This is a genomic window from Paenarthrobacter sp. YJN-D (assembly GCF_015040335.1).
Lineage (GTDB): Bacteria > Actinomycetota > Actinomycetes > Actinomycetales > Micrococcaceae > Arthrobacter > Arthrobacter nicotinovorans.
The window spans coordinates 3,559,354-3,578,615 of the sequence record NZ_CP053549.1 but is presented as its reverse complement, the minus strand read 5'-3'; the positions used below and the strand labels follow the sequence as shown (position 1 = coordinate 3,578,615).

General features: G+C 64.2%; 18 protein-coding genes. 7 read left to right on the top strand and 11 right to left on the bottom strand.

Annotation, left to right across the window (positions count from 1 at the left end; translation table 11 throughout):
- The first annotated feature begins 135 nt into the window (after positions 1 to 135).
- Both HMI60_RS16485 and HMI60_RS16480 read left to right on the top strand, forming a co-directional pair.
- On the top strand, positions 136 to 2,421 hold the full coding sequence (locus HMI60_RS16485) for a bifunctional SulP family inorganic anion transporter/carbonic anhydrase (protein WP_193590004.1): 2,286 nt from the start codon (positions 136 to 138) through the stop codon (positions 2,419 to 2,421).
- A 232-nt stretch (positions 2,422 to 2,653) separates the two neighbouring features.
- Positions 2,654 to 3,250, top strand: coding sequence for a DUF1992 domain-containing protein (locus tag HMI60_RS16480; RefSeq protein ID WP_193590003.1), 597 nt, complete (start codon positions 2,654 to 2,656; stop codon positions 3,248 to 3,250).
- 93 nt (positions 3,251 to 3,343) lie between these two features.
- On the opposite strand, the gene HMI60_RS16475 is transcribed toward HMI60_RS16480, so the two are convergent.
- Both HMI60_RS16475 and HMI60_RS16470 read right to left on the bottom strand, forming a co-directional pair.
- On the bottom strand, positions 3,344 to 4,669 hold the full coding sequence (locus HMI60_RS16475; RefSeq protein ID WP_018778824.1) for an ammonium transporter: 1,326 nt from the start codon (positions 4,667 to 4,669) through the stop codon (positions 3,344 to 3,346).
- A 175-nt stretch (positions 4,670 to 4,844) separates the two neighbouring features.
- A complete protein-coding gene (locus HMI60_RS16470) occupies positions 4,845 to 6,086 on the bottom strand; it encodes an MFS transporter (protein ID WP_039242894.1) in 1,242 nt (413 codons plus the stop codon).
- A 155-nt stretch (positions 6,087 to 6,241) separates the two neighbouring features.
- On the opposite strand from HMI60_RS16470, the gene HMI60_RS16465 reads away from it, so the two are divergent.
- Complete coding sequence (locus HMI60_RS16465) at positions 6,242 to 6,973, top strand: glutamine amidotransferase (RefSeq protein ID WP_193590002.1); 732 nt, start codon at positions 6,242 to 6,244, stop codon at positions 6,971 to 6,973.
- 123 nt (positions 6,974 to 7,096) lie between these two features.
- Here the strand turns inward: HMI60_RS16465 and HMI60_RS16460 are convergent, their stop codons facing one another.
- The 9 genes from HMI60_RS16460 to HMI60_RS16425 form a co-directional block, all read right to left on the bottom strand.
- Positions 7,097 to 9,280, bottom strand: coding sequence for a transglycosylase domain-containing protein (locus HMI60_RS16460; RefSeq protein ID WP_018778827.1), 2,184 nt, complete (start codon positions 9,278 to 9,280; stop codon positions 7,097 to 7,099).
- Between the two features lie 107 nt (positions 9,281 to 9,387).
- Entirely contained in the window at positions 9,388 to 9,888 is a 501-nt protein-coding gene (locus HMI60_RS16455) for a sensor histidine kinase (protein WP_018778828.1), read from the bottom strand.
- A 236-nt stretch (positions 9,889 to 10,124) separates the two neighbouring features.
- Positions 10,125 to 10,583: a hypothetical protein gene (locus tag HMI60_RS21100; protein WP_227453569.1), complete on the bottom strand. Its 459-nt coding sequence runs from the start codon at positions 10,581 to 10,583 to the stop codon at positions 10,125 to 10,127.
- A 23-nt stretch (positions 10,584 to 10,606) separates the two neighbouring features.
- A complete protein-coding gene (locus HMI60_RS16450) occupies positions 10,607 to 11,695 on the bottom strand; it encodes a carbohydrate-binding domain-containing protein (protein ID WP_227453568.1) in 1,089 nt (362 codons plus the stop codon).
- Between the two features lie 10 nt (positions 11,696 to 11,705).
- Positions 11,706 to 12,509 carry a polyphosphate polymerase domain-containing protein gene (locus HMI60_RS16445; RefSeq protein ID WP_227453567.1) on the bottom strand — a complete coding sequence of 268 codons (804 nt, stop codon included), beginning with the start codon at positions 12,507 to 12,509 and terminating at the stop codon, positions 11,706 to 11,708.
- Positions 12,506 to 13,159 carry a DUF4956 domain-containing protein gene (locus tag HMI60_RS16440; RefSeq protein ID WP_055972406.1) on the bottom strand — a complete coding sequence of 218 codons (654 nt, stop codon included), beginning with the start codon at positions 13,157 to 13,159 and terminating at the stop codon, positions 12,506 to 12,508. The genes HMI60_RS16445 and HMI60_RS16440 overlap by 4 nt, the downstream gene beginning before the upstream one ends.
- A complete protein-coding gene (locus tag HMI60_RS16435) occupies positions 13,156 to 14,289 on the bottom strand; it encodes a bifunctional glycosyltransferase family 2/GtrA family protein (protein ID WP_193590001.1) in 1,134 nt (377 codons plus the stop codon). Before HMI60_RS16435 ends, HMI60_RS16440 begins: the two co-directional genes overlap by 4 nt.
- Positions 14,286 to 15,221 (bottom strand): phosphodiester glycosidase family protein, encoded by a 936-nt coding sequence (locus tag HMI60_RS16430; protein WP_193591206.1) that lies wholly within the window; start codon positions 15,219 to 15,221, stop codon positions 14,286 to 14,288. The genes HMI60_RS16435 and HMI60_RS16430 overlap by 4 nt, the downstream gene beginning before the upstream one ends.
- A gap of 135 nt (positions 15,222 to 15,356) precedes the next feature.
- Positions 15,357 to 15,938: a DinB family protein gene (locus HMI60_RS16425; protein ID WP_039242981.1), complete on the bottom strand. Its 582-nt coding sequence runs from the start codon at positions 15,936 to 15,938 to the stop codon at positions 15,357 to 15,359.
- 112 nt (positions 15,939 to 16,050) lie between these two features.
- Between HMI60_RS16425 and HMI60_RS16420 the strand changes: the two genes are divergently transcribed.
- Genes HMI60_RS16420 through HMI60_RS16405 form a run of 4 tightly spaced genes read left to right on the top strand, consistent with a single transcriptional unit; the run spans position 16,051 to position 19,252 of the window.
- Positions 16,051 to 16,257, top strand: a complete 207-nt coding sequence (locus tag HMI60_RS16420; protein ID WP_223941739.1) for a ribbon-helix-helix protein, CopG family — start codon at positions 16,051 to 16,053, stop codon at positions 16,255 to 16,257.
- Positions 16,254 to 16,622: a type II toxin-antitoxin system death-on-curing family toxin gene (locus HMI60_RS16415; RefSeq protein WP_193590000.1), complete on the top strand. Its 369-nt coding sequence runs from the start codon at positions 16,254 to 16,256 to the stop codon at positions 16,620 to 16,622. Before HMI60_RS16420 ends, HMI60_RS16415 begins: the two co-directional genes overlap by 4 nt.
- A gap of 58 nt (positions 16,623 to 16,680) precedes the next feature.
- The gene (locus HMI60_RS16410; RefSeq protein ID WP_144027665.1) at positions 16,681 to 16,869 is read left to right on the top strand and encodes a hypothetical protein; all 189 of its coding nucleotides are present in this window, start codon (positions 16,681 to 16,683) and stop codon (positions 16,867 to 16,869) included.
- Positions 16,870 to 16,879: 10 nt separating this feature from the next.
- Positions 16,880 to 19,252: a polysaccharide lyase 8 family protein gene (locus tag HMI60_RS16405; protein ID WP_193589999.1), complete on the top strand. Its 2,373-nt coding sequence runs from the start codon at positions 16,880 to 16,882 to the stop codon at positions 19,250 to 19,252.
- Positions 19,253 to 19,262 lie beyond the last annotated feature (10 nt).

Here is a 19,262-nt window from a genome sequence, read left to right as displayed (position 1 = left end):
CCGTCAAAGTTCCCATAGGTCCCAACATGAAGCGCATCTTCACAGCTTTTGTCACGCTTGTCACATCTTGTTGTCATTAACCGTGACAGGTTCCGTAGCTTGGAAGGGTCAGCACATTCCGAGCCAGGAGAACCAATGCCTCAGCCCAACGAATCCGCCACCGTCCCCACCGACTCCCACAGCCCGCCGGGCCCGGGAACAAAGAAGCCAAGTTTCCTCAGCAACCTCGGTGCGGATCTCCCTGCCTCACTCGTGGTCTTCCTCGTAGCCCTTCCGCTTTCCCTTGGAATCGCCGCAGCCTCCGGTGCTCCGATCATGGCCGGGCTCATTGCCGCAGCCGTTGGCGGCATTGTCGCGGGCAGACTTGGCGGCTCCCCGCTGCAGGTGAGCGGCCCCGCCGCGGGACTGACCGTCGTCGTCGCCGGTCTGGTCGCCGAGTTCGGCTGGCAGGTGACGTGCGCGATCACCGCTGCAGCCGGCGTCGTTCAACTGCTCATGGGCGTCAGCCGCATAGGCCGGGCCGCGCTGGCAGTGTCGCCAGTGGTGGTCAAGGCGATGCTCGCGGGCATCGGAATCACGATCATCCTGCAGCAGCTCCATGTCCTCCTCGGCGGGCAGGCCGCAGGCTCCGCCGTCGACAACCTCACCGCACTGCCAGCCGCAGTCACCAACGTTGAGCTGCACTCGGCACTGCTGGGACTGGCCGTCGTCGCGATTCTGCTGACGTGGAAGTTCCTCCCCGCTGCGGTGCGTAAAGTGCCGGGACCCCTGGCCGCCGTCGTTGCCGTCACCGCGCTGTCCGTAGCGGTGGCGCCGGGCGTGGAGCGGATCAGCTTCACGGGTTCGATTTTCGACGCCGTCGCACTCCCCAGCCTGCCTGATGGCAACTGGCGCGCCGCCGCCATGGCCGTTATCACGGTGGCGCTGATCGCCAGCATCGAATCGCTGCTGTCCGCCGTGGCCGTGGACAAGATGCACGGCGGAATCCGGACCAACCTCAACCGCGAACTCGTCGGTCAAGGCTCGGCGAACATGGTCTCCGGCATGCTCGGTGGATTGCCGGTCACCGGGGTCATCGTCCGCAGCGCCACCAATGTCGAAGCCGGCGCGAAAAGCCGGACGTCCGCCATCCTGCATGGCGTTTGGGTCCTGGTCTTCTCGGCCTTGTTCGCCGGCCTCATCCAGCTGATCCCGCTTTCTGTCCTTGCCGGTCTGCTGTTGGTGATCGGCGCGAAGCTCGTCAAAGTGGCCGACATCCGCACCAGTCTTCGCACGGGCGACCTCCTGGTCTATGCCGTCACGCTGGTGTGCGTCGTCGCGCTGAACCTCCTGGAGGGCGTCATCATCGGCCTGGCACTCGCCGCCCTGTGCGTGCTGTGGCGGGTCCTTCGTGCCCAGATCCAGGCGCACGCCCCGGCAGGAACCGGGCTGCCCTGGCGCGTAACGATCGCCGGCTCGTGCAGCTTCTTCGCGCTGCCCCGGCTCAACCGCGTCCTGCACTCCGTGCCCGAAGGCCAGGACGCTGTAGTGGAACTCAACGCCGACTACCTGGATCATGCCTTCCGCGAAGCACTGGTGGCGTGGGAGAAACAGCAGAGGAACGGCGGAGCAGCCGTGGTGGTGGAGGAGCACGGCACCACCGCCTTCAGCGACGCCGAGGACAACTCGCCGCAGCGCCAGGAACCGCGCGAATTTCCGCTGCCACCGCGTACGTCATGGCAGCCCGCCGATGCCGCCGGCCAAAGGAACGACGACGGCGACTCCCACCCGCCGCTGCGCTCCATCCTCCTGGGCATCGACAAATACCACCGCCGCCACGCAGACAAAGTCCGGCCCCTGGTCCAGGACCTCACCGAAGGCCAGAATCCCGACACCCTGTTCGTGGCCTGCGTTGATTCGCGGGTGAATCCGAACCTGATCACCAGCAGTGGTCCCGGTGATCTCCTCACCCTGAGGAACATCGGCAACGTGGTGTGCAGCGACGATCATGACGCCTCCATTGACTCCACGCTGGCCTTTGCAGTGAAGGCCTTGTCCGTGGACTCGATCGTTGTCTGCGGCCACTCCAACTGCGGAGCCATGAAAGCCGTGATCGCCGATGCGGAAGGATCAGCCGCTGGCCTGGGACGTGGGTTCGATGCCTGGCTTGAACATGCCCGCCCCAGTTACCAAGCACTCCTGGCGGGACATCCCGTGGCCCGCGCCGCCGAAGCAGAAGGTTTCAGCCGCCTGGATCAACTCAGCATGGTGAATGTGGCAATGCAACTGGGCAAGCTGGCCGAGCATCCCGTCACCGGTCCGGCGTTGGCATCCGGCACAGTGCAGGCGACCGGTCTGTTCTACGACATCTGTACGGCGAGGGTGGTCCTGGTGACCCCGGAAGGTATCGAGCAGTTGGATCCGAGCATGGCCGTCCGCTAGGCGTTGCCACTGCACCGCCACCGCCCACTTTCGATCCCGTACTGCCCCGACACTCCGTACCCGCGGCGTGTCGGGGCAGTTTCGCGTTCAGAGTGGGTGGTGGAGGTGCGGCCTGTCGGTTTCGACGACGGCGCGCTGGGTACGGATTAAGCACTGCAAGGTGGGGAATACTGGACGGAGAACCACGAATTCCGGCAGACGAGGGCTGCCGTTCGAGGAGGTGGCGGACACGATGAGTGCCGGGAACAACGCTTTCAGACGGAAGCTGGAGCGCGGGGCCGAACTGCGGGCCGTACGCGGCTGGGGCGGCAACGCCCAGGAGGACGCCGAGCTTGAGGCTGCGGACGCGGAAGAACGCGAGAAGCGCCGGAAGGTGGATGACGCGGCCCGCGTCGAATACCTGATCCGGGACGCCATGAACCAAGGGAAGTTCGACAACCTCAAGTACGCGGGCAAACCGATCCCCGGGCTCGGCGAGCACTACGATCCCGACTGGTGGGTCAAGGGACTCATCCAGCGCGAACGGCTGAGCGGGATCGGCCCTCCTGCCATCCTGCTGCGCATTGAAGACGCCGAACTGGACGCGAAGCTGGATCAGCAATACAGAGAGAAACAAGTCCGGGACATCCTCGAGGACTTCAACAAACGCGTGATCGAGGCCCGGAGGCAGCTCCAAGGCGGGCCGCCGGTCATCACGAAACTCAGGGATGTGGATGCCGAACTCGAACGGTGGCGGCAGCGGCGTGCTGCCGCCTCTCCGCCGGAGCCGGAACCGCAGGCGCCGGGCAAACGGACTTGGTGGCAGCGCCTCTGGAACGGCTCGGGCTAATCCGGACGCTGCCCGCTTGGGCGGGGCGCACACAACAGCAGCCGACGGCGGAACCAGGGTCCCGCCGTCGGCTGCTGTTTGATGGTGGTGCCGTTAGGCGAAGCTGTCTTCCTTGGCCTCCGGAGTGGCCGCGGCCGGCTTTCCCTTGAGCAGCGCGGACAGGTGCGCCTGCTGCTGGCGGAAGTGCCCGTGCGCAGTGAGGCCGAACTCGTAAGCGGACTCGGCATGCTGGGTGAGGTCCACGCCGGTGATTTCGTGCTCGTGCGGGACCCGGAAGCCGATGGTCTTGTTGATGATCCGGCCAATGACCAAGGTGCCCACACCGGAGAGCGCGATGGTGATCACGACAGCCACGAGTTGCGCAATGAGCTGCTGGGGGCCGCCGCCGTAGAAGAGGCCGCCGGCCACACCGTCCTGGGGGAAGGCGATGAAGCCCAGGGACAGGGTGCCGATGACACCGGCGCCGAAGTGCACGCCAACAACGTCGAGGGAATCGTCGAAACCGAACTTGTACTTCAGGTCAACGAACACCGCGCAGGCAGCACCGGCCACCAAACCCAGACCCAGGGCGGCCAGCGGGCTGATGTTGGCGCAGGAAGGGGTGATCGCAACCAGGCCGGCCACGACGCCGGACGCTGCACCCAGGGAGGTGGGGTGTCCGTGGCGGACCTTCTCGACCACAAGCCAGCTCAGCATGGCCGCTGCCGGAGTTACCAAGGTGTTGACCCAGATCAGGCCGGCCTGCTCGGCAGTGGTGGCAGCGCCGCCGTTGAAACCGAACCAGCCGAACCACAGGATTGCTGCGCCGATCATGATGAAGGGGACGTTGTGCGGGCGGTGGTTGGGGTCCTTGGCGAATCCATGGCGCTTTCCCACGATCAATGCGAGGACGAAAGCGGCAGTTCCCGAGCTGACCTCAACTACCGCACCGCCGGCGAAGTCGATGACCTGGCCGAAGACTTCAGTCACGGCCCCGCCGGCGCTCATCAGGCCGCCGCCCCACACCATGTATGCCAGCGGGCAGTAGACAACGGTGATCCAGATCGGCACGAACAGTGCCCAGGCACCGAACTTGGCCCGGTCGGCTATGGCACCGCTGATGAGGGCAACGGTGATGATGGCGAAGGTCGCTGCGAAGGTGGCCTTGATGAGGTCGGGCGTGCCCACCAGGTCCTGCAGGCCGAAGTGTGCGAAGGGGTTGCCGAACAGGCCCAGGAAGCCATCACCGGTAGTCATCGAGTAGCCCCAAAGGACCCAGACAACACCCACGATCCCCGCGGAGATGAAGCTCATCATGATCATGTTCAGTGCTGCCTTGGCGCGGGTCATGCCGCCGTAGAACAGGCCGAGGCCGGGGGTCATGAAGAGCACCATTGCCGCCGACAACATCATCCAGACGTTCTGCGCAGAGATCTCCACCTGCGTTCCCTTCTTTCAAGCCTGTCCGAAACGAGCCGTGATTTATCCGGCTCCCGTAAAGCCCCCCGATCAATATTCGGTGAGCTATGTTTCCGACTCAGAAGAGCTAAGTTGCAGGTAAGTTACAGAAATCTCCCGTTCGTGAAGATCAGGTCACTGGCATGTTTCGGGGATGTTAACGGCGCTTCTCCCTGGGTCCGGCCGGGTAGCCGCCGCGCCTGCTGGCGATGATGATCACCAGCGCTATCGCTGTCGGAACCGCCGCGGCCAGGGGCACCAGCTGGGCGCCCACAGTGGTGAGGGCGAACGCGCCATAGACAGCCCCGACGGCGATCCCCAGTTGGATGGTCACCACGGTGAGGCCGTTGGCAGCGTCCTTGTGCTCGCCGCCGGCCCGGAGAATCGCTGCCTGGTTGTAGATACCCACGGCGCCGAACGCGATACCCCACAGCGTCATCAGCCCGAACGCCCCCACCCAGGTGCCGCCCAGTGCCGGCAGCAGGGCGAACGCAAGAGTCAGGAGTCCGACGGCGGCAATCACCGAGGCACGTGGACGGGAGTCGGCGGTCATGCCGGCAATCCAAATCCCCACCAGGCTGGCGATTCCCACCACGGACAGGGAGATGCTGGTGGCCGATTCCGGCAGCCCGGATGCCAGCAGGAAGGGCGCCACGTAGGTGAACAGGGTGAAGTGGGCCAGGAGCAGGAGGGGCCAGGCGATGGCCACGGCGATGACGCCCGGCAGTTTCATGGCAGCACGCAGGGACGGAGCCTTCTGGCTGGCGTTGTCGTGAGCGCCGGGAAGGAGCCAGAAGGCCAACACGGCCAACAGCACGCCCACGCCCGCGAGAACCAGGAAGGAAGCGCGCCAGGTCATCAGTGAACCCATGAGTGTACCGATGGGAGCCCCCACTGCAAGTGCGATGCTGTTGCCGCTGAACACCACGGCCATGGATTTACCCACGGAGTGTGCCGGAACGATTCGTGCCACATAGGGTGCCATGCTGGACCACAGCATTCCGTGCGCGATGCCGCCGAGTAGCCTGGCCCCGATCGCCCACCCCAGCTCGGGGCTCAACGCCAGCAGGACATTGCTGAGCGCAAAAGCCAGCACGGTGGCGATCAGCAGCGTCTTGCGGGGAACCCTGCCGGCCAGGAACCGGGATAGGGGGAGCGCCGTGAAGACGATGATCGCCGCATACACGGCGGTCAGCGAACCAACTGCCGACTCGTCGACACCGAGGTCGCGGCTGATTTGCGGAAGCAAGCCGGAAGGAAGAAGCTCGGTGGTTACCGCAGTGAACCCGGCCGCTGCCAGCACAAGCAGTCCGCCCCAGGGGATCTTCCTGGGCTGCTGCCTTTCAGCGGGTGACGCCGTGGGCGATGGTGTTTCGACGACCGAAGGGTCCTGCGTCAAAGATTGCTCCTCAGGGATGGGTCAAGCTCGGGGTGCTGTTTCATGGGGGTCCGTACAACGGTATGCAGCCACGGCGGTGTGAGGGAGTCCCTGTCAGACACCCCCTTGCAGCAACACACTTTGTCTCCCGGCCATTCCTCACGCAGACTTGGCCTGTGAAGCCCTTCCTATTGCTGGCTACCCGCGCCGAAGACGCCGCAGCAGATGACGAGTACCAGGCTTACCTACGCTACTGCGGACTGAAACCGGACGAATTGATCCGGATCCGGCTGGAATCCGGGCCTTTGCCGCCTCTTGAACTGTCGGACTACTCCGGGGTGATCGTGGGTGGAAGTCCCTACACCTCAAGCGATCCTGTGGAGGAGAAGAGCGCAGACCAGGTCCGGGTTGAGACGGAACTCTCATCCCTCCTGGACCGGATCGTGGCGGAAGACTTCCCCTTCCTGGGTGCCTGTTACGGTGTCGGCACGCTGGGAGTGCACCAGGGCGCAGTCATCGACCGGCGCTTCGGGGAGCCGGTGGGAGCTACGGAGATCACCCTGACGACGGAAGGGGACCGGGATCCGCTGCTGCAGGGTCTCCCGCGCCGGTTCGAGGCCTTCGTCGGCCACAAGGAAGCGTGCAGCCAGCTGCCCCCGAACGCAGTATTGCTGGCCAGCTCGGAGGCCTGCCCCGTGCACATGTTCCGCATCAAGAACAACCTCTACGCAACCCAGTTCCACCCCGAGCTGGACGCCGACGGACTCATCACGCGGATCAACATCTACAAGAACGCCGGATATTTCCCGCCCCACGAAGCCGATGAACTCATCGAGACAGCCCGGAAGTCATCCGTGACAGAGCCCATGCGCGTGCTCAGGAATTTCACGGAGCGCTACGCCCGCTAGCCCCTCCCGTTGTGAGGCCCGCTTTGCGTGCTGAGCGCGGGGAATGCCACGCAGAGCGGGCCCCGCAACGCGACGTCCGACGCCGGAAACCCCCTGTGGACGTCAACGTCACCTGTGGCACGGCTACCGTTGCGGCGCTGCCGGACTGGTGCTGGGCTGTTGGGCGGGTGGGGGAGCAGGAGCCACAAAGGGTCCGCTTGGGTAGAGCGCCGTGGCTTCCATCATGTAGTTCGCCCATTGCGGACCGGCGATCATGTAGCCGTCCAGGGATTTGTAGAACTTGCCGTTGATGGTGACGTTCTGGCCCGCCCGCTGTTGTCCCGCCGTCGTGTCCCCAAAGAACGACGCCGTGGCGAGCGCCGTCGTGTACCCGGCCACCCAGGTGGCGCCGTTGTTGTTGGACGTTCCGGTCTTGGCGGCTACCGGGACCCTGCTTTGGACCTTGGGTTCGATGTAGACGCCGGATCCCATCTTGAGCACATCCTGGAGTACGGCATTTACGCCCCGTGCCACAGCCGGCTTGACGGCTTCACGGCATTCCGGCGTCTGTGCTTCGTATTCCCTGCCCTGGGCGTCGCTGATCTCCGTGATGGCGATGGGCTTGCAGTAGGTGCCGTCATTGGCGAAGGTGGCGTAGGCGCTCGCCAACACAAGAGGCGCGACGCCGATGGAACCCAGGAGATTGCCGATCTGGTGCATGTTGATTGGGGCATTGTCCAGCCCGCTGTGCAGGCCAACAGTGTCCACCATCCGCTGGATTCCGCAGAAGTCCAGCTGTGCCGCTGTGGCGAAAGTGGCCGTGTTGATGGAGTTGTAGAGGCCGTAGTTGATGGGCATGGGGCGGTAGTAGCCAGGGTCGTTGTTCTGCAGGTCGTCATCCGCGCCAAGGTTTTGTGCCTTCTGTGCCGTACTGTAGCCGCCCAGCACCTTGCCGCAACTGGAACGCCAAGGGAAGCCCACGGGGTATACCCGCCGTGATGCGTCCACCACGGCGGTGGGGTTCTTGCCTTCGTTGAGCCACTCCGCATAGATGAAGGGCTTCATGGTGGAACCGGGCTGGAAACCTCCGGCACCGTTCAGGTCGTAGCCGTTCTCGTCTTTTGCATCCACGTTGAAGTTCAGCTGGGTGTCGAACTTCCCCTCTTGTGGAACGAACACCGTGTTCTGGGCCATCGCCAGGACCTTACCGGTACCTGGCTGCACGGTGGTCATGGCAGCACCCCATTTGTCCGGGTTATCACCGGCGGATGCGTCCACCTGTTGCTGGGCGATGGCCTGGAGCCTGCTGTCCAGTGTGGTGGTGATGGTGAGGCCGCCGCGATACAGGAGCCGTTCACGATCCTGGACCGTGTCACCATAGGCCTCGTTGTTAAGGATGAGGTGCGAGATGTAATCGCAGAAATACGTGGCAATGGCAGCACCGGCACATCCTTGAAGGGATGGAGTGATGTTCAATTCCACCGGTGTTGCCACAGCCACGCCATGGTCCACGGGGGTGATCTTCCCCTGTTCGAGCATCCGGTCCAGCACCAGGTTGCGCCTGGCCAGTGCTGCCGCCGGGTCGACCGTGGGGTCGTAGATGCTGGGACCATTCACCAGGCCTGCCAACAGCGCCGCCTGGGGCAGTGTCAGCTCCGCGGCGGAGGTGCTGAAGAAGTAGCGGGACGCAGCCTCGATGCCGTAGGCATTCCTGTTGAAGAACACGATGTTCAGGTATCCCTCAAGGATCTGGTCCTTGCTGAAGCGTTTCTCCAGTTCCAGGGCGAGCTTGATCTCGCGCAGCTTGTCTCCCACTGTTTTCTCGCCGCTGAGTACTACGTCCTCGGGGCGGCCCTGTGAAAGCCGGGACTCGTTGAGGACGTTGGTGACGTACTGCTGCGTCAGCGTGGAGGCCCCCTGCTTGGTTCCTTTGGTCAGGTTGGAGGTCAGCGCCCGCATGATTCCGTGCGCATCCACACCCGGATGCTCGTAGAAACGGCTGTCTTCGATGGCTACGATTGCTTCGCGGATGAACGGCGACATGTCCTCGAGAGGAACCTTGACCCTGTTCTCGGCGAAAAACGTGGCGATGAGTTGGCCGTCAGCGGTGACCACCTTGCTGGAAAGGGAAGGTGACTCCACGTCGAGCTGGCTGGGAAGACTCTCGTAGAAACCTATGGACCCACCCACGGTTGTGCTGGTGAGGGCAACCACCGGGACCACGAAGCCGGAGATCAACACCCCGCAGAGCAGGCTCACGAAGAAGAACCCGAAGATCCTTAACAGGACCTTGCCCAGACCCAGTGGTCCTCTGTTGTTCCGCGCCATTTTCGTGCCAATCCGTAGGGATGCCAGGCTGAAAAGTAGCTACAGAATACGTCCGGAACGTCAGTTGTTCCATGGCTCAGGTACGCAATGAAGGTCCCAAATCGGACTCAATCCAGCGGCAGTGTCACCCGGACACTGGTGCCCCGCCCAACCGCGGAGTCGATGTCGACTGTCCCGCCGGCGTCGTGAACGGCGATCGACATCAACAGCAATCCAAAACCATGCCTGCGGCCGCTGGGCGCAGCGTGGATCTCGAAGCCGTCACCGTCGTCCGTGATGGTGAGCTGGATGCCATGGTAGACAGCGTTGAGGCGGATGGTGAGTTCACTGGCGTTCGCGTAGTTCAACGTGTTGCTGAACGCTTCCTGCGCCACGTGGTACAGGAGCCCTGCGGCGGAGGACGAGATCTCGATGCCGTGGTGGGGAGTATGCCAGTGGACCGTGACACCGGCGCGGCGAAGCGGCGCGGCAAGTCGGTCGATGCACCCTGCGACACCCAACGCGTAGAAATCCACGGGGTTCTGGTCCTGGATGATGCCCTTCACGGCCACCACCTCGTCGACGGCTGCTGACTGTTCCACTGGTTCCCCCACATCGTTGTGCTTCATACCGGAAATTCGTTGTCGGAATGCCTTTGTATTGGTATTCCGGCTGATTCCAGCGTGGCGCCGCTACATCAAGGAACCTTTTCGATTGGCTCAAGTTCGCATCAAGTTTGCGGGCGAGGCTTGCGTCCCGTTTTCTGCTGGATCATTCGCTTGTTCCCTCTGAAGATCCCCGGATTACCGGGGACCGCGTCGGGGCGATGACGAATGATCCAGCAGAATTGCACCTGCCACGAAGCTCAGCGGCGGCCGGGACCTTGCGCCTGGGTGTACTGGCCCGCGGTCACGGTGCCCTGTTGCTTGGCGCCGTCGATGGATCCCGTCGTGAGGCCGGCTGTGGCATCGGCGGTGCCGCCCGTGTACACCGTGTACGTGGCACCGTCGGCGATCGCGGAAGAGGAGAACACCAGGGATGCGATGGTCTTGGTGGTCACGAACGTCGCCACCACGGCTCCCGACGAGTCGACGATGTGAACCGGGGTGCCCGCAGGTACGGAGGAACTGAACGTGATCTGCAGACCGGATTGCGTGGACGACGTTCCCGGGGTAACGGCCATCCCGGCGCTTCCCGCAGCAGCCACGGTGCCTCCGGAAACGGCCAGCTCGCCGTTGACATCCAGTGCTCCGTTGCCGTCGTTGGTGGGCCCGTTGACCACGACGGTCCCGCCGGAAATGCTGGCGTTTCCGTTCGAGTCCAAACCGTCACCCTGCGCATTGATGGTCAGTGTCCCGCCGGAGACGTCAACGCTGTAATCGCGACGGTCTCGCCCCCACCCATGCCGCCGCCCATCCCGCCACCCATGCCGCCGCCGTCGGCAGTGCTGGAGGAGGCTCCGCCCGAGGCGTTCACGCCGTCATCGTTGGAAGTGACGGTCACGTCCCCGCCGGAGATGGCGATGTGCTGCGCCTCCAGCCCTTCTTCGGACTTGGCTACGTTCACTGTGCCGCCGGAAACAGTCAAGGTGTTGAACGCCTTCACGCCGTCATCTCCCGCGGTCACGGAGAGGGAACCACCGCTGACCAGCAGCCAGCCCCGCCCCTCGTCCGTCTCGTTGTCGGCCTTCACCCCGTCGCCGCCCGCGGTCACCTGGTAGGCGCCGTCCAGGAGCACGGTGTAGTCCTTCCCCCGGATGCCGTCGTCTGCTGCCTCGACGGTGACTTTGCCCGATGCCAGGACCAGGCCGTCCTTGGAGACGATGCCGTCGTTGTACTTTCCGGTGACCTTCAGGGAACCGGGCCCGGCAATGGTCAGGTCCGCCATGGAGAAGAGGGCCGCGTTGGGTGCGTCGTCGCCTTGGTCCGCGTAGCTTGCGGCATCCGTTACGGTGTTGGTGCTGCCGTCCTCCAGGTACAGGATCGCTTCATCGGCGCTTTGCACCACGAACGGGGAACCGCTGGAGTTACCAAGCTGCACCCCGTCCAGGATGATCCTCACCGTGTCTGAATCGCCCGCGGCCACCATGATCTTTCCGTCAGTCAGCGAGCCGCTGAGGCGGTAGGTTCCGGCGGCACTGATGGTGACGGTATTGCCGTCCACCGCCACGCCGGTGGAGGACGACGACGTCACTTTGCTGCCGCCGTCGGCCAGGCTGATGGCCACTTCCGTTGAGGCGTCCCAGCTGAGGTCGTCGCCGTCGTAGTGGGTGTCTTCTTCGATGGTGGCGGCGGTGACTGCCTGCTGGGTGGTGGTTGTTGTGGCCGTGCCGGAGGTGCCTGAGGAGGTGGAGCCGGTGGTTGGGGCGGAGCAGCCGGCCAGGGAGATCGCCAGCGCGACGGCGGCAATGGACAGGGAGGTGCGGAATGAGCGCATGGTTGATTCCTTAGCTTTGGGGGAGTTGGTTGAGGGGGCGCAGCGGCATCCTGCGCCGAAGGGTTTGATTCCACCGGTTTGCGGGCAGTTCCGGGTGGAGTGCGGCCATGCCGGTGGCGAACTTGGAGATGCGGCACGGCCGGACGCCGTTGGCCCAGAGGTGCCGGTCCAAGGGGCCCGGGGCGGAGCCGGACTTGGTCTCCACCACCACCGCGTTGTCCAGGACCCAGGGCTGCCCGTCCGGCCGCTGCCAGGTGACGTCGGAATCGATGGTGGCGCGGCTTCCCGACTCAGGCAGGAACAGCGTGGTGCGGTTGTACTGCGTGGACAGGACGGGGGACAAGGGGCCGAACGTGACGTCCCCGATGGCCGCGGAAAGGGTCTCGTTTACATAGAGAAGGCCTTCGTCGGTCAGCCGGTCGCGGTCGCAAAGTTCGTACGGGATGCGTTCCTTGACGGTGGCTTCACGTGCTCCTTCGGTCTTGACTTCAAGGAAGCTGACGGCGCTGTCCACGTAGGTCCGGGTGCGGATCTTGAAGCGCCGGCGCCGCCCGTGGGCTGCCAGCATGTAACTGTCCAGTGCCGGGGTGTCGAAGTACACGGAGTCGTAGGCGAAGGTCCGGGCCCCGTCCATTTCCAGGACACGGGCGTGGGTGGTGAAAGTGGAGAGGACGCGTCGGGCTGCTGCCGAGGGAACCAGGTACTTGCGGTCAACACGGGTCAGCAGCGCGGCTTCAGCAGTGAGTTCTTCAAGCCCGACGGCGGAAAGCCGGCCCAGGTGGGGCATGACCCCTGGAGCTTCGGGCCGGCTCATGCGACACCCGCAGAGGTGGGCATGGACGGCTGGGGCGACGGCTGGGCAGGCAGTTCCTGCGGGGCCTCTGTCAGCGCGCCCGCTGGATGGTTGACGGTGAGCCGGGCGGGGCGGACCGCGTAGCGGACATCCACGATCGTCTTGTCATTCACCAGGTCCAGCTCCTGGATGGTGGCCGAGTGGACGGTACCGTTGAGGACTTCTTCCAGCCGGACGTAGAGTTCGGCTTCGTCGTTGATGGCCCGGTCCAGCACCACCGTCTGGTGGCGGTAGGAGGGCAGGACCTTCGGGTTGTCACCAATGAACATCACCAGCAGGACCAACGACATGAGGGACAACGTCAACCACAGAGGCTCGACGCCGATGCCCGAGATCAGGCCCAGCGCCAGTGCCGAGAAGTAGTAGGCAACCTCGTGCTGGGCAAGTTCGGTGGAGCGGAGCCGGATGATCGAGAGCACACCGAACAGCCCCAGGCCCAAACCAACGCCGGCAGCAGAACCGGACAGTGCGGTGGCGACTGCGAGGACTCCCACGTTCATGCCGAGGTAGGACACCACCAGGTCACGGCGCCTGTGGCGGCGGAGGTACAGGGCCAACGTGAGGATGGAAATGGCAGCGAGGTCTGCCGCTATGAGGATGAGGGTGTTCATCGGTTACTCCGGAATCTCTGGGGGAATTGGTGTCCACTTTTCAGGGCCACGCTGTGCTGGAACTGTGCCGGGACCAAGGGTGGGGTATGCGTTTCCTTCTGTGCGGCACGGCCTTTGCGGGTGAACAGGAAACGGTGCTGCACTACGAAACTGATGCCCAGCAGCGCGGCCTCCGTGAGGATCTTTGCGGGCAGGTCCGGGACGGAAACGGACGTCAGCGCCAGGATCGAGGCGTAGTTGGCCGCCAGCAACACCAGCACCAGGGCCACATAGCCGGCCGCGGCCACCCGCAGTGGCCGGTCTTTGCCGTGCTCGAACACCAGGCGCCGGTTGACCAGGAAGTTCACTGTGGCGCTGACCAGCCGGGCACCCAGCACGGCAATGAGCAGGGAGTCCGTGACACCGATGAGCACCAGGAACATCACCATGTCCACCACGAAAGCGGACAGGGACGAGCCCAGGAACTTCAGCAGGGGGGCATAGATCCTGATCGAGTCCGCGACAGGCCGGAAGTGCGAGCCTGCGTTGTCGTTCAGGTACACGGTGGCGATCCCGACGCTGCTGATGCCGTAGCCCGCATGCTTCGCTTCGAGCAGCAGGTTCAGTTCGTACTCGTACCGCTGTCCGCGGACCGTCAGCAACCAAGGGAGCATGTCCGCTTTGTAGCCCCGCAGGCCCGTCTGGGTGTCCGTGATCCGCTGGCCCGTCGCTAGCCTGAACAGGCCGCGGGTCACGGTGTTGCCGAACCGGCTCCGGGCCGGGACATTCCCGGTGAAGTTCCGGGAGCCCAGGACCATGGCCGCGGTGACGTGCCGGACCCGGTCGGCGACGGCCAGGATATCCGCCACGCCATGCTGCCCATCGCTGTCGGCGCATACCACGTCATGTCCCGGAAAACGCTCAGCGATGAAGGCGAAGCCGCTCTTGAGGGCGTGACCTTTCCCGCCGTTCACGGCGTAGCCAAGCAAATGGCACCCAAGCTGGGCGGCGGCGTCGAACGTGTCCTTGTACTCGGGGCCGGAACCGTCGTCCACCACCACGATGCTGATCCACGGCTCTGCTTCCTGGAGGTTTCGGACAAGGGTGATGAGCTGGTGGTCCGGCTCGTAGGCCGGTATCAGGATGATCATGACCGGGCGATGTAGAGGATGTCCGAGGTGCCGCGCTCTTTGTTCTCGCCGAGCGGGTTGTTCACCAGGGATCCGTTGAAGTACATGGTGGAGGAGCCGCCGCCGTCGATGTTGTACGCGGTGGTGGCGCCGAGGTCCTTCATGATCTGCGCCAGGCCCGTCATGGTGACGCCGGCGGAGTAGCCGGGGCTGCGCCCGTCCACCACCACGAACACCAGATGGTTTTGGTCGATGACGCCCACCGCCGTGCGCGGCTGTTCGCCCTGGATGGAGTGGTTGCCGAAATTGGTATCAACTTCCACGTCCTCGATGCCCGAGGCAATCTCGCCGTTGTCCAGCAGCGACGGGCCAAACGAGAGGGTGTTCCAAACGCCATCCGCGATGAGTTGGTCAGCGGTGGTGGTGGTCTCGTCGTACACCTTGACGGTGCCGTCCTTGTAGAAGGCCAGGCCCTGCCGTGCGCCCTCATCCCGATACACCACACCGTTGCGGATCACGATGCCGGTGTCCCGGAAACCGTAGTAGTCGCCGTTGATGGCGAAGATCGCGTTGTGGTCCTGGGCGATCGCGGAGGTGTTTTCAGTGATGTTGCCGCCGTACGTGTCCTCCGCGAATGCCGACTTCAGCGTGGTGGCCGCATCAAGCACGACGTCGGCAACGTAGTACGTTACGGTGCTGTCGCCGCTGCCGGTAGTTACCTTGCTGATGCTGATACCGGTGTCACCCGAGGTGTACCCAGTATCAGTGACCACGGCGCTCGCGGAGGAATCAGCGGCGCTGCTGTCCGTCGTCGTGGTTTCGGTGGTGCCGGCCTGGCTGGCTTCGTATTCCGAGACGTTGGTGATTTCGGCGTGCGGAATGACGAAGCGGTCCAGGGCCCAGGCTGTTGCACCCCCGGCAGAGAGAGTGACCGCCAGGACGGCGGAGACGATCGCTCGCCGTGTCCGGCGGCCTTTGCGGTTTTCGGTCTATGGAGGAGTCATGCCTCATTTCTACGGAGGCAGGCTACGCCTGAGGTTTGCCTCGCATATGCGGCGGCTGTGAAGGTCTCCCCGTGCCTGTGAAAGTCAGCGCCCGTCGGCTTCCAACGCTGCCTGTTCTATGCGCCGGCGGTGTGCGGCCAGTTCTTCTGCGGTCCGTTGAGGGATGTTGGGATCATTCGCGCGCTGGCCGGCTTGGCCGTCGATAAGTTCCCGGATGATGTCCGCATGGCCTGCGTGGCGGGCCGTTTCGACGCACATGTGGACCAGGATCTGGTGCAGGGTGACGTTCTTTTTCTCTTCGGACCACCACGGCACTACGCCCGGCGCGTCCAAGGGGAGGGACTCGATGGTTTCGTCGCTGTGCTTGGCGGAGAAGTGGTGCAACTCGATGATCTCTTCGCGGCTCTGGGTGGCAGGCACCCACATGTCGGCGTCGGGTTCGGCGGTGGCCTCGTACCAGGGGAGTTCCCGTCCGTTCGGTCGCCCGAACGTTTCGCCGAAGTATCCCAGCTCCACACCGGCAACGTGTTTCACAAGGCCCAGCAGGTTGGTTCCGGTGGGGGTCATGGGCCTGCGGACATCGTATTCGCCGAGGCCGTCCAGTTTGTCCAGCAGGTCCTGCCGGCGGGTACGGAGATAGTTGAGCAACGTTGCTTTGTCATCCATGGTGAGCACTCTACCGAAGGGGTGCTGCAGCGAGATCGCCGCGAACCCGGGGCAGTCCGCGACAGTCGGGACGAAGCTCTCTTCATCAGTACCATTCTGGTACCATTGATGCATGGCCATGAACCTGCGCGTACCTGAAGACCTGGATCGACGGCTGGAGAAGTTGGCCGCCGAGGAACACACATCCAAGTCCGCGCTCCTGCTACAGGGGGCAGAGCTGGTTCTGCAGCGCCATGCGCGCCGACGCGAAATCAGCGAGGGCCTTGATTTCGTCATGAGTCATGATGCTGAGCTCCTGACGCGCCTTGAAGACGCGTGACAGCATACCTGGACATCGAGGATGCCCTTCAAGTCGTTGATCGGTACGGCTTCCATATCCGCGATGTCGGCCTGCTCGCCTCGGCTTTGGCCAGGCCGGCTACAAGCGTCTTGGGCACAGATGCCTATCCCGACCTTGCACTGAAGGCGGCTGCGCTGTTGGAGTCCGTCGCCCGGTTCTACCCACTCATTGATGGCAACAAGCGAACCGCATGGACACTCATGGTGCTGCTGCTTTGGGTCAACGGATATCAGCATGACTTCACCACAGATAAGGGCTTCAAGCTTGTCGTCGGTGTCGCCAGCGGCACCATCGAACTGCGGGATTCTGCCGCCGAAATCTCCCGACACCTGGTGCCACGTTAGTCGTACCGGGAATCAGCCGCCCGTACAGTCTCCTAAGCGACGCTCCGTAGGCAAAGCAGTGCAGAAAGCCCAACTGTTCGCCGCAGCCGGGGCCCGGGAGGTCTCGACGGCGGTCCCGCACGTTTCCGGCGACGTGGACGTGACCAGGTACTGCTTTATTCCTCTCTTCGGCATCGCGTTGACTTCAACCCAAGCCAGTGGCGGACCCGGCGAAGGACGCCGGACCCCGTCCCGCCACGAGTGTTAGGAGCAACTCCTTGTCACTTCAATTCCCCCGCAGGACCCTGCTCCAGGGTGCCGGCGCACTTTCCCTGGCGGCAGTGGTCAGCTCGATGTTCGCGCAGAACGCCTGGGCCGAGGCAGAACCGGGCGCCGCGGAGTTCGCAGCGCTGCGAAACCGTTGGGTGGACCAAATCACGGGCCGCAACGTCATCCAGGCCGGCGACCCCGATTTCGCCAAAGCCATCACCGCACTGAACAACAAAGCCGCAGACTCTCTGGCCAAGCTCAACACGTCGTCGGGCCGAACCTCGGTGTTCACGGACCTGTCCTTGGCCAAGGACGCAGAAATGGTCACCACCTACACCCGCCTGTCCCAACTGGCCACGGCCTGGGCCACCCCCACAGCGGCCGTGTTCGGGGACGTCGCGGTCCTTGCCGCCATCAAGGCCGGCCTGGCTGATGCCAACACCCTTTGCTACAACGACAGAAAGGAAGAGGTAGGAAACTGGTGGTCCTGGGAGATCGGCGTACCCCGGGCACTCGCCGACGCCATGGTGCTCCTGCATGCCGAATTGTCGGCCGCGGAACGCACTGCCTACTGCGCGGCCATCGACCATTTCGTGCCCGACCCGTGGCTGCAGTTCCCGCCCAAGCGCGGCAAAATCACCTCCGTTGGCGCCAACCGCGTGGACCTGTGCCAGGGCATCATCATCCGTTCCCTGGCAGGAGAGGACCCGGCCAAACTCAACCATGCTGTGGCCGGACTCAGCCAGGTGTGGCAGTACGTCACCAGCGGAGACGGCATTTTCCGCGACGGCTCGTTCATCCAACACAGCACTACTCCGTACACCGGTTCCTACGGAGTTGTCCTGCTCACCGGGCTGTCCAAATTGTTCTCCTTGCTGGGAGGTACGGCGTTCGAGGTTTCCGACCCAACGCGCAGCATCTTCTTCGACGCCGTGGAGGGCTCGTTTGCGCCCGTCATGATCAACGGGGCCATGGCCGATGCCGTCCGCGGCAGGAGCATCAGCCGTGAGGCCAACACCGGCTATGACCTGGGGGCGTCGGCGATCGAGGCCATCCTGCTCCTGGCACGGGCCATGGATCCAGCGACGGCGGCCCGATGGCGGGGTTTGTGCGCTGGCTGGATTGCGCGCAATACCTATCGACCGATCCTCAACAGTGCGAGCGTGCCCAGGACGGCACTGGTCAAGGAGCTCCAAGCTACTGGTGTTGCCCCCGTGGCAGAAGCTACCGGCCACAAGCTCTTCCCCGCGATGGACCGCACCATGCACCGCGGACCCGGCTGGGCATTGTCGCTCGCCCTGTCCAGCAACCGCATTGCCTGGTACGAATGCGGCAACGGCGAGAACAACCGCGGCTATCACACTGGCTCCGGCATGACCTACTTCTACACGTCCGACCTCGGCCAGTACGACGACGCGTTCTGGGCCACGGCCAACTACAACCGCCTCCCCGGCATCACGGTGGACACCACTCCCTTGCCGGACAAGGTGGAGGGGGAGTGGGGCGCTGCCGTCCCCGCGAATGAGTGGAGCGGGGCCACGACGCTGGGCGAGGTGGCCGCCGTCGGACAGCATCTGCTGGGGCCGGGCCGCACGGGCCTGACCGCGCGGAAGTCCTGGTTTGTCAGCGGCGACGTCACCGTTTGCCTCGGCGCGGACATCAGCACTGCTTCGGGCGCCAGGGTGGAAACCATCGTCGACCACCGCAACCTCCACCAAGGCAGCAATACACTCACGACGGCGGCGGGCACCATCGCTGGAACGGCAGGCACCGTTGAGGTGCTGGGCGATGGGCGCTGGGTGCACCTGGAGGGATTCGGCGGGTACGCGATGCTCGATGATTCCCCGCTCCACGTGCTGCGGGAAACCCGGTCCGGCAGCTGGTCCGGGGTCAACATCAATGGCAGCCCCACAGTGCAGCAGCGCAATTTCGCCACCCTCTTCGTGGATCACGGGGTCGGGCCTGTCGCCGGCAGTTATGCGTACATGGTGGCGCCGGGAGCATCGGTGGACCTGACCCGGAAGCTGTTGCAGGGAAACAAGTACAGCGTGATCCGCAACGATGCTACGGCCCAGTCCGTGGAGTTCAAGACCGCGAAGACCACGGCCGCAACGTTCTGGAAGCCCGGAATGGCGGGGGATCTTGGCGCATCGGGTCCTGCGTGCGTGGTGTTCTCCAGGCATGGGAATGAGCTGAGCCTGGCCGTCAGCGAGCCGACGCAGAAGGCCGCCGGCCTCACGCTGACCTTGCCGGAGGGTACGTGGTCCAGCGTCCTGGAGGGCGCGGGCACCCTGGGGACGGACGCCGACGGGCGGAGCACCCTGACGCTTGACACCACTGGGCTCAGCGGCCAGACAAAGCTCATCAAGCTCCGCCGCTAGAGCCTCGTTG

Bases quoted from the DNA above. Each gene is read 5' to 3' on its own strand.
- HMI60_RS16485 (WP_193590004.1), top strand. From the start codon at position 136: ATGCCTCAGCCCAACGAATCCGCCACCGTCCCCACCGACTCCCACAGC.
- HMI60_RS16480 (WP_193590003.1), top strand. From the start codon at position 2,654: ATGAGTGCCGGGAACAACGCTTTCAGACGGAAGCTGGAGCGCGGGGCC.
- HMI60_RS16460 (WP_018778827.1), bottom strand. From the start codon at position 9,280: ATGGCGCGGAACAACAGAGGACCACTGGGTCTGGGCAAGGTCCTGTTA.
- HMI60_RS16455 (WP_018778828.1), bottom strand. From the start codon at position 9,888: ATGAAGCACAACGATGTGGGGGAACCAGTGGAACAGTCAGCAGCCGTC.
- HMI60_RS16450 (WP_227453568.1), bottom strand. From the start codon at position 11,695: ATGCGCTCATTCCGCACCTCCCTGTCCATTGCCGCCGTCGCGCTGGCG.
- HMI60_RS16445 (WP_227453567.1), bottom strand. From the start codon at position 12,509: ATGAGCCGGCCCGAAGCTCCAGGGGTCATGCCCCACCTGGGCCGGCTT.
- HMI60_RS16440 (WP_055972406.1), bottom strand. From the start codon at position 13,159: ATGAACACCCTCATCCTCATAGCGGCAGACCTCGCTGCCATTTCCATC.
- HMI60_RS16435 (WP_193590001.1), bottom strand. From the start codon at position 14,289: ATGATCATCCTGATACCGGCCTACGAGCCGGACCACCAGCTCATCACC.
- HMI60_RS16425 (WP_039242981.1), bottom strand. From the start codon at position 15,938: ATGGATGACAAAGCAACGTTGCTCAACTATCTCCGTACCCGCCGGCAG.
- HMI60_RS16420 (WP_223941739.1), top strand. From the start codon at position 16,051: ATGGCCATGAACCTGCGCGTACCTGAAGACCTGGATCGACGGCTGGAG.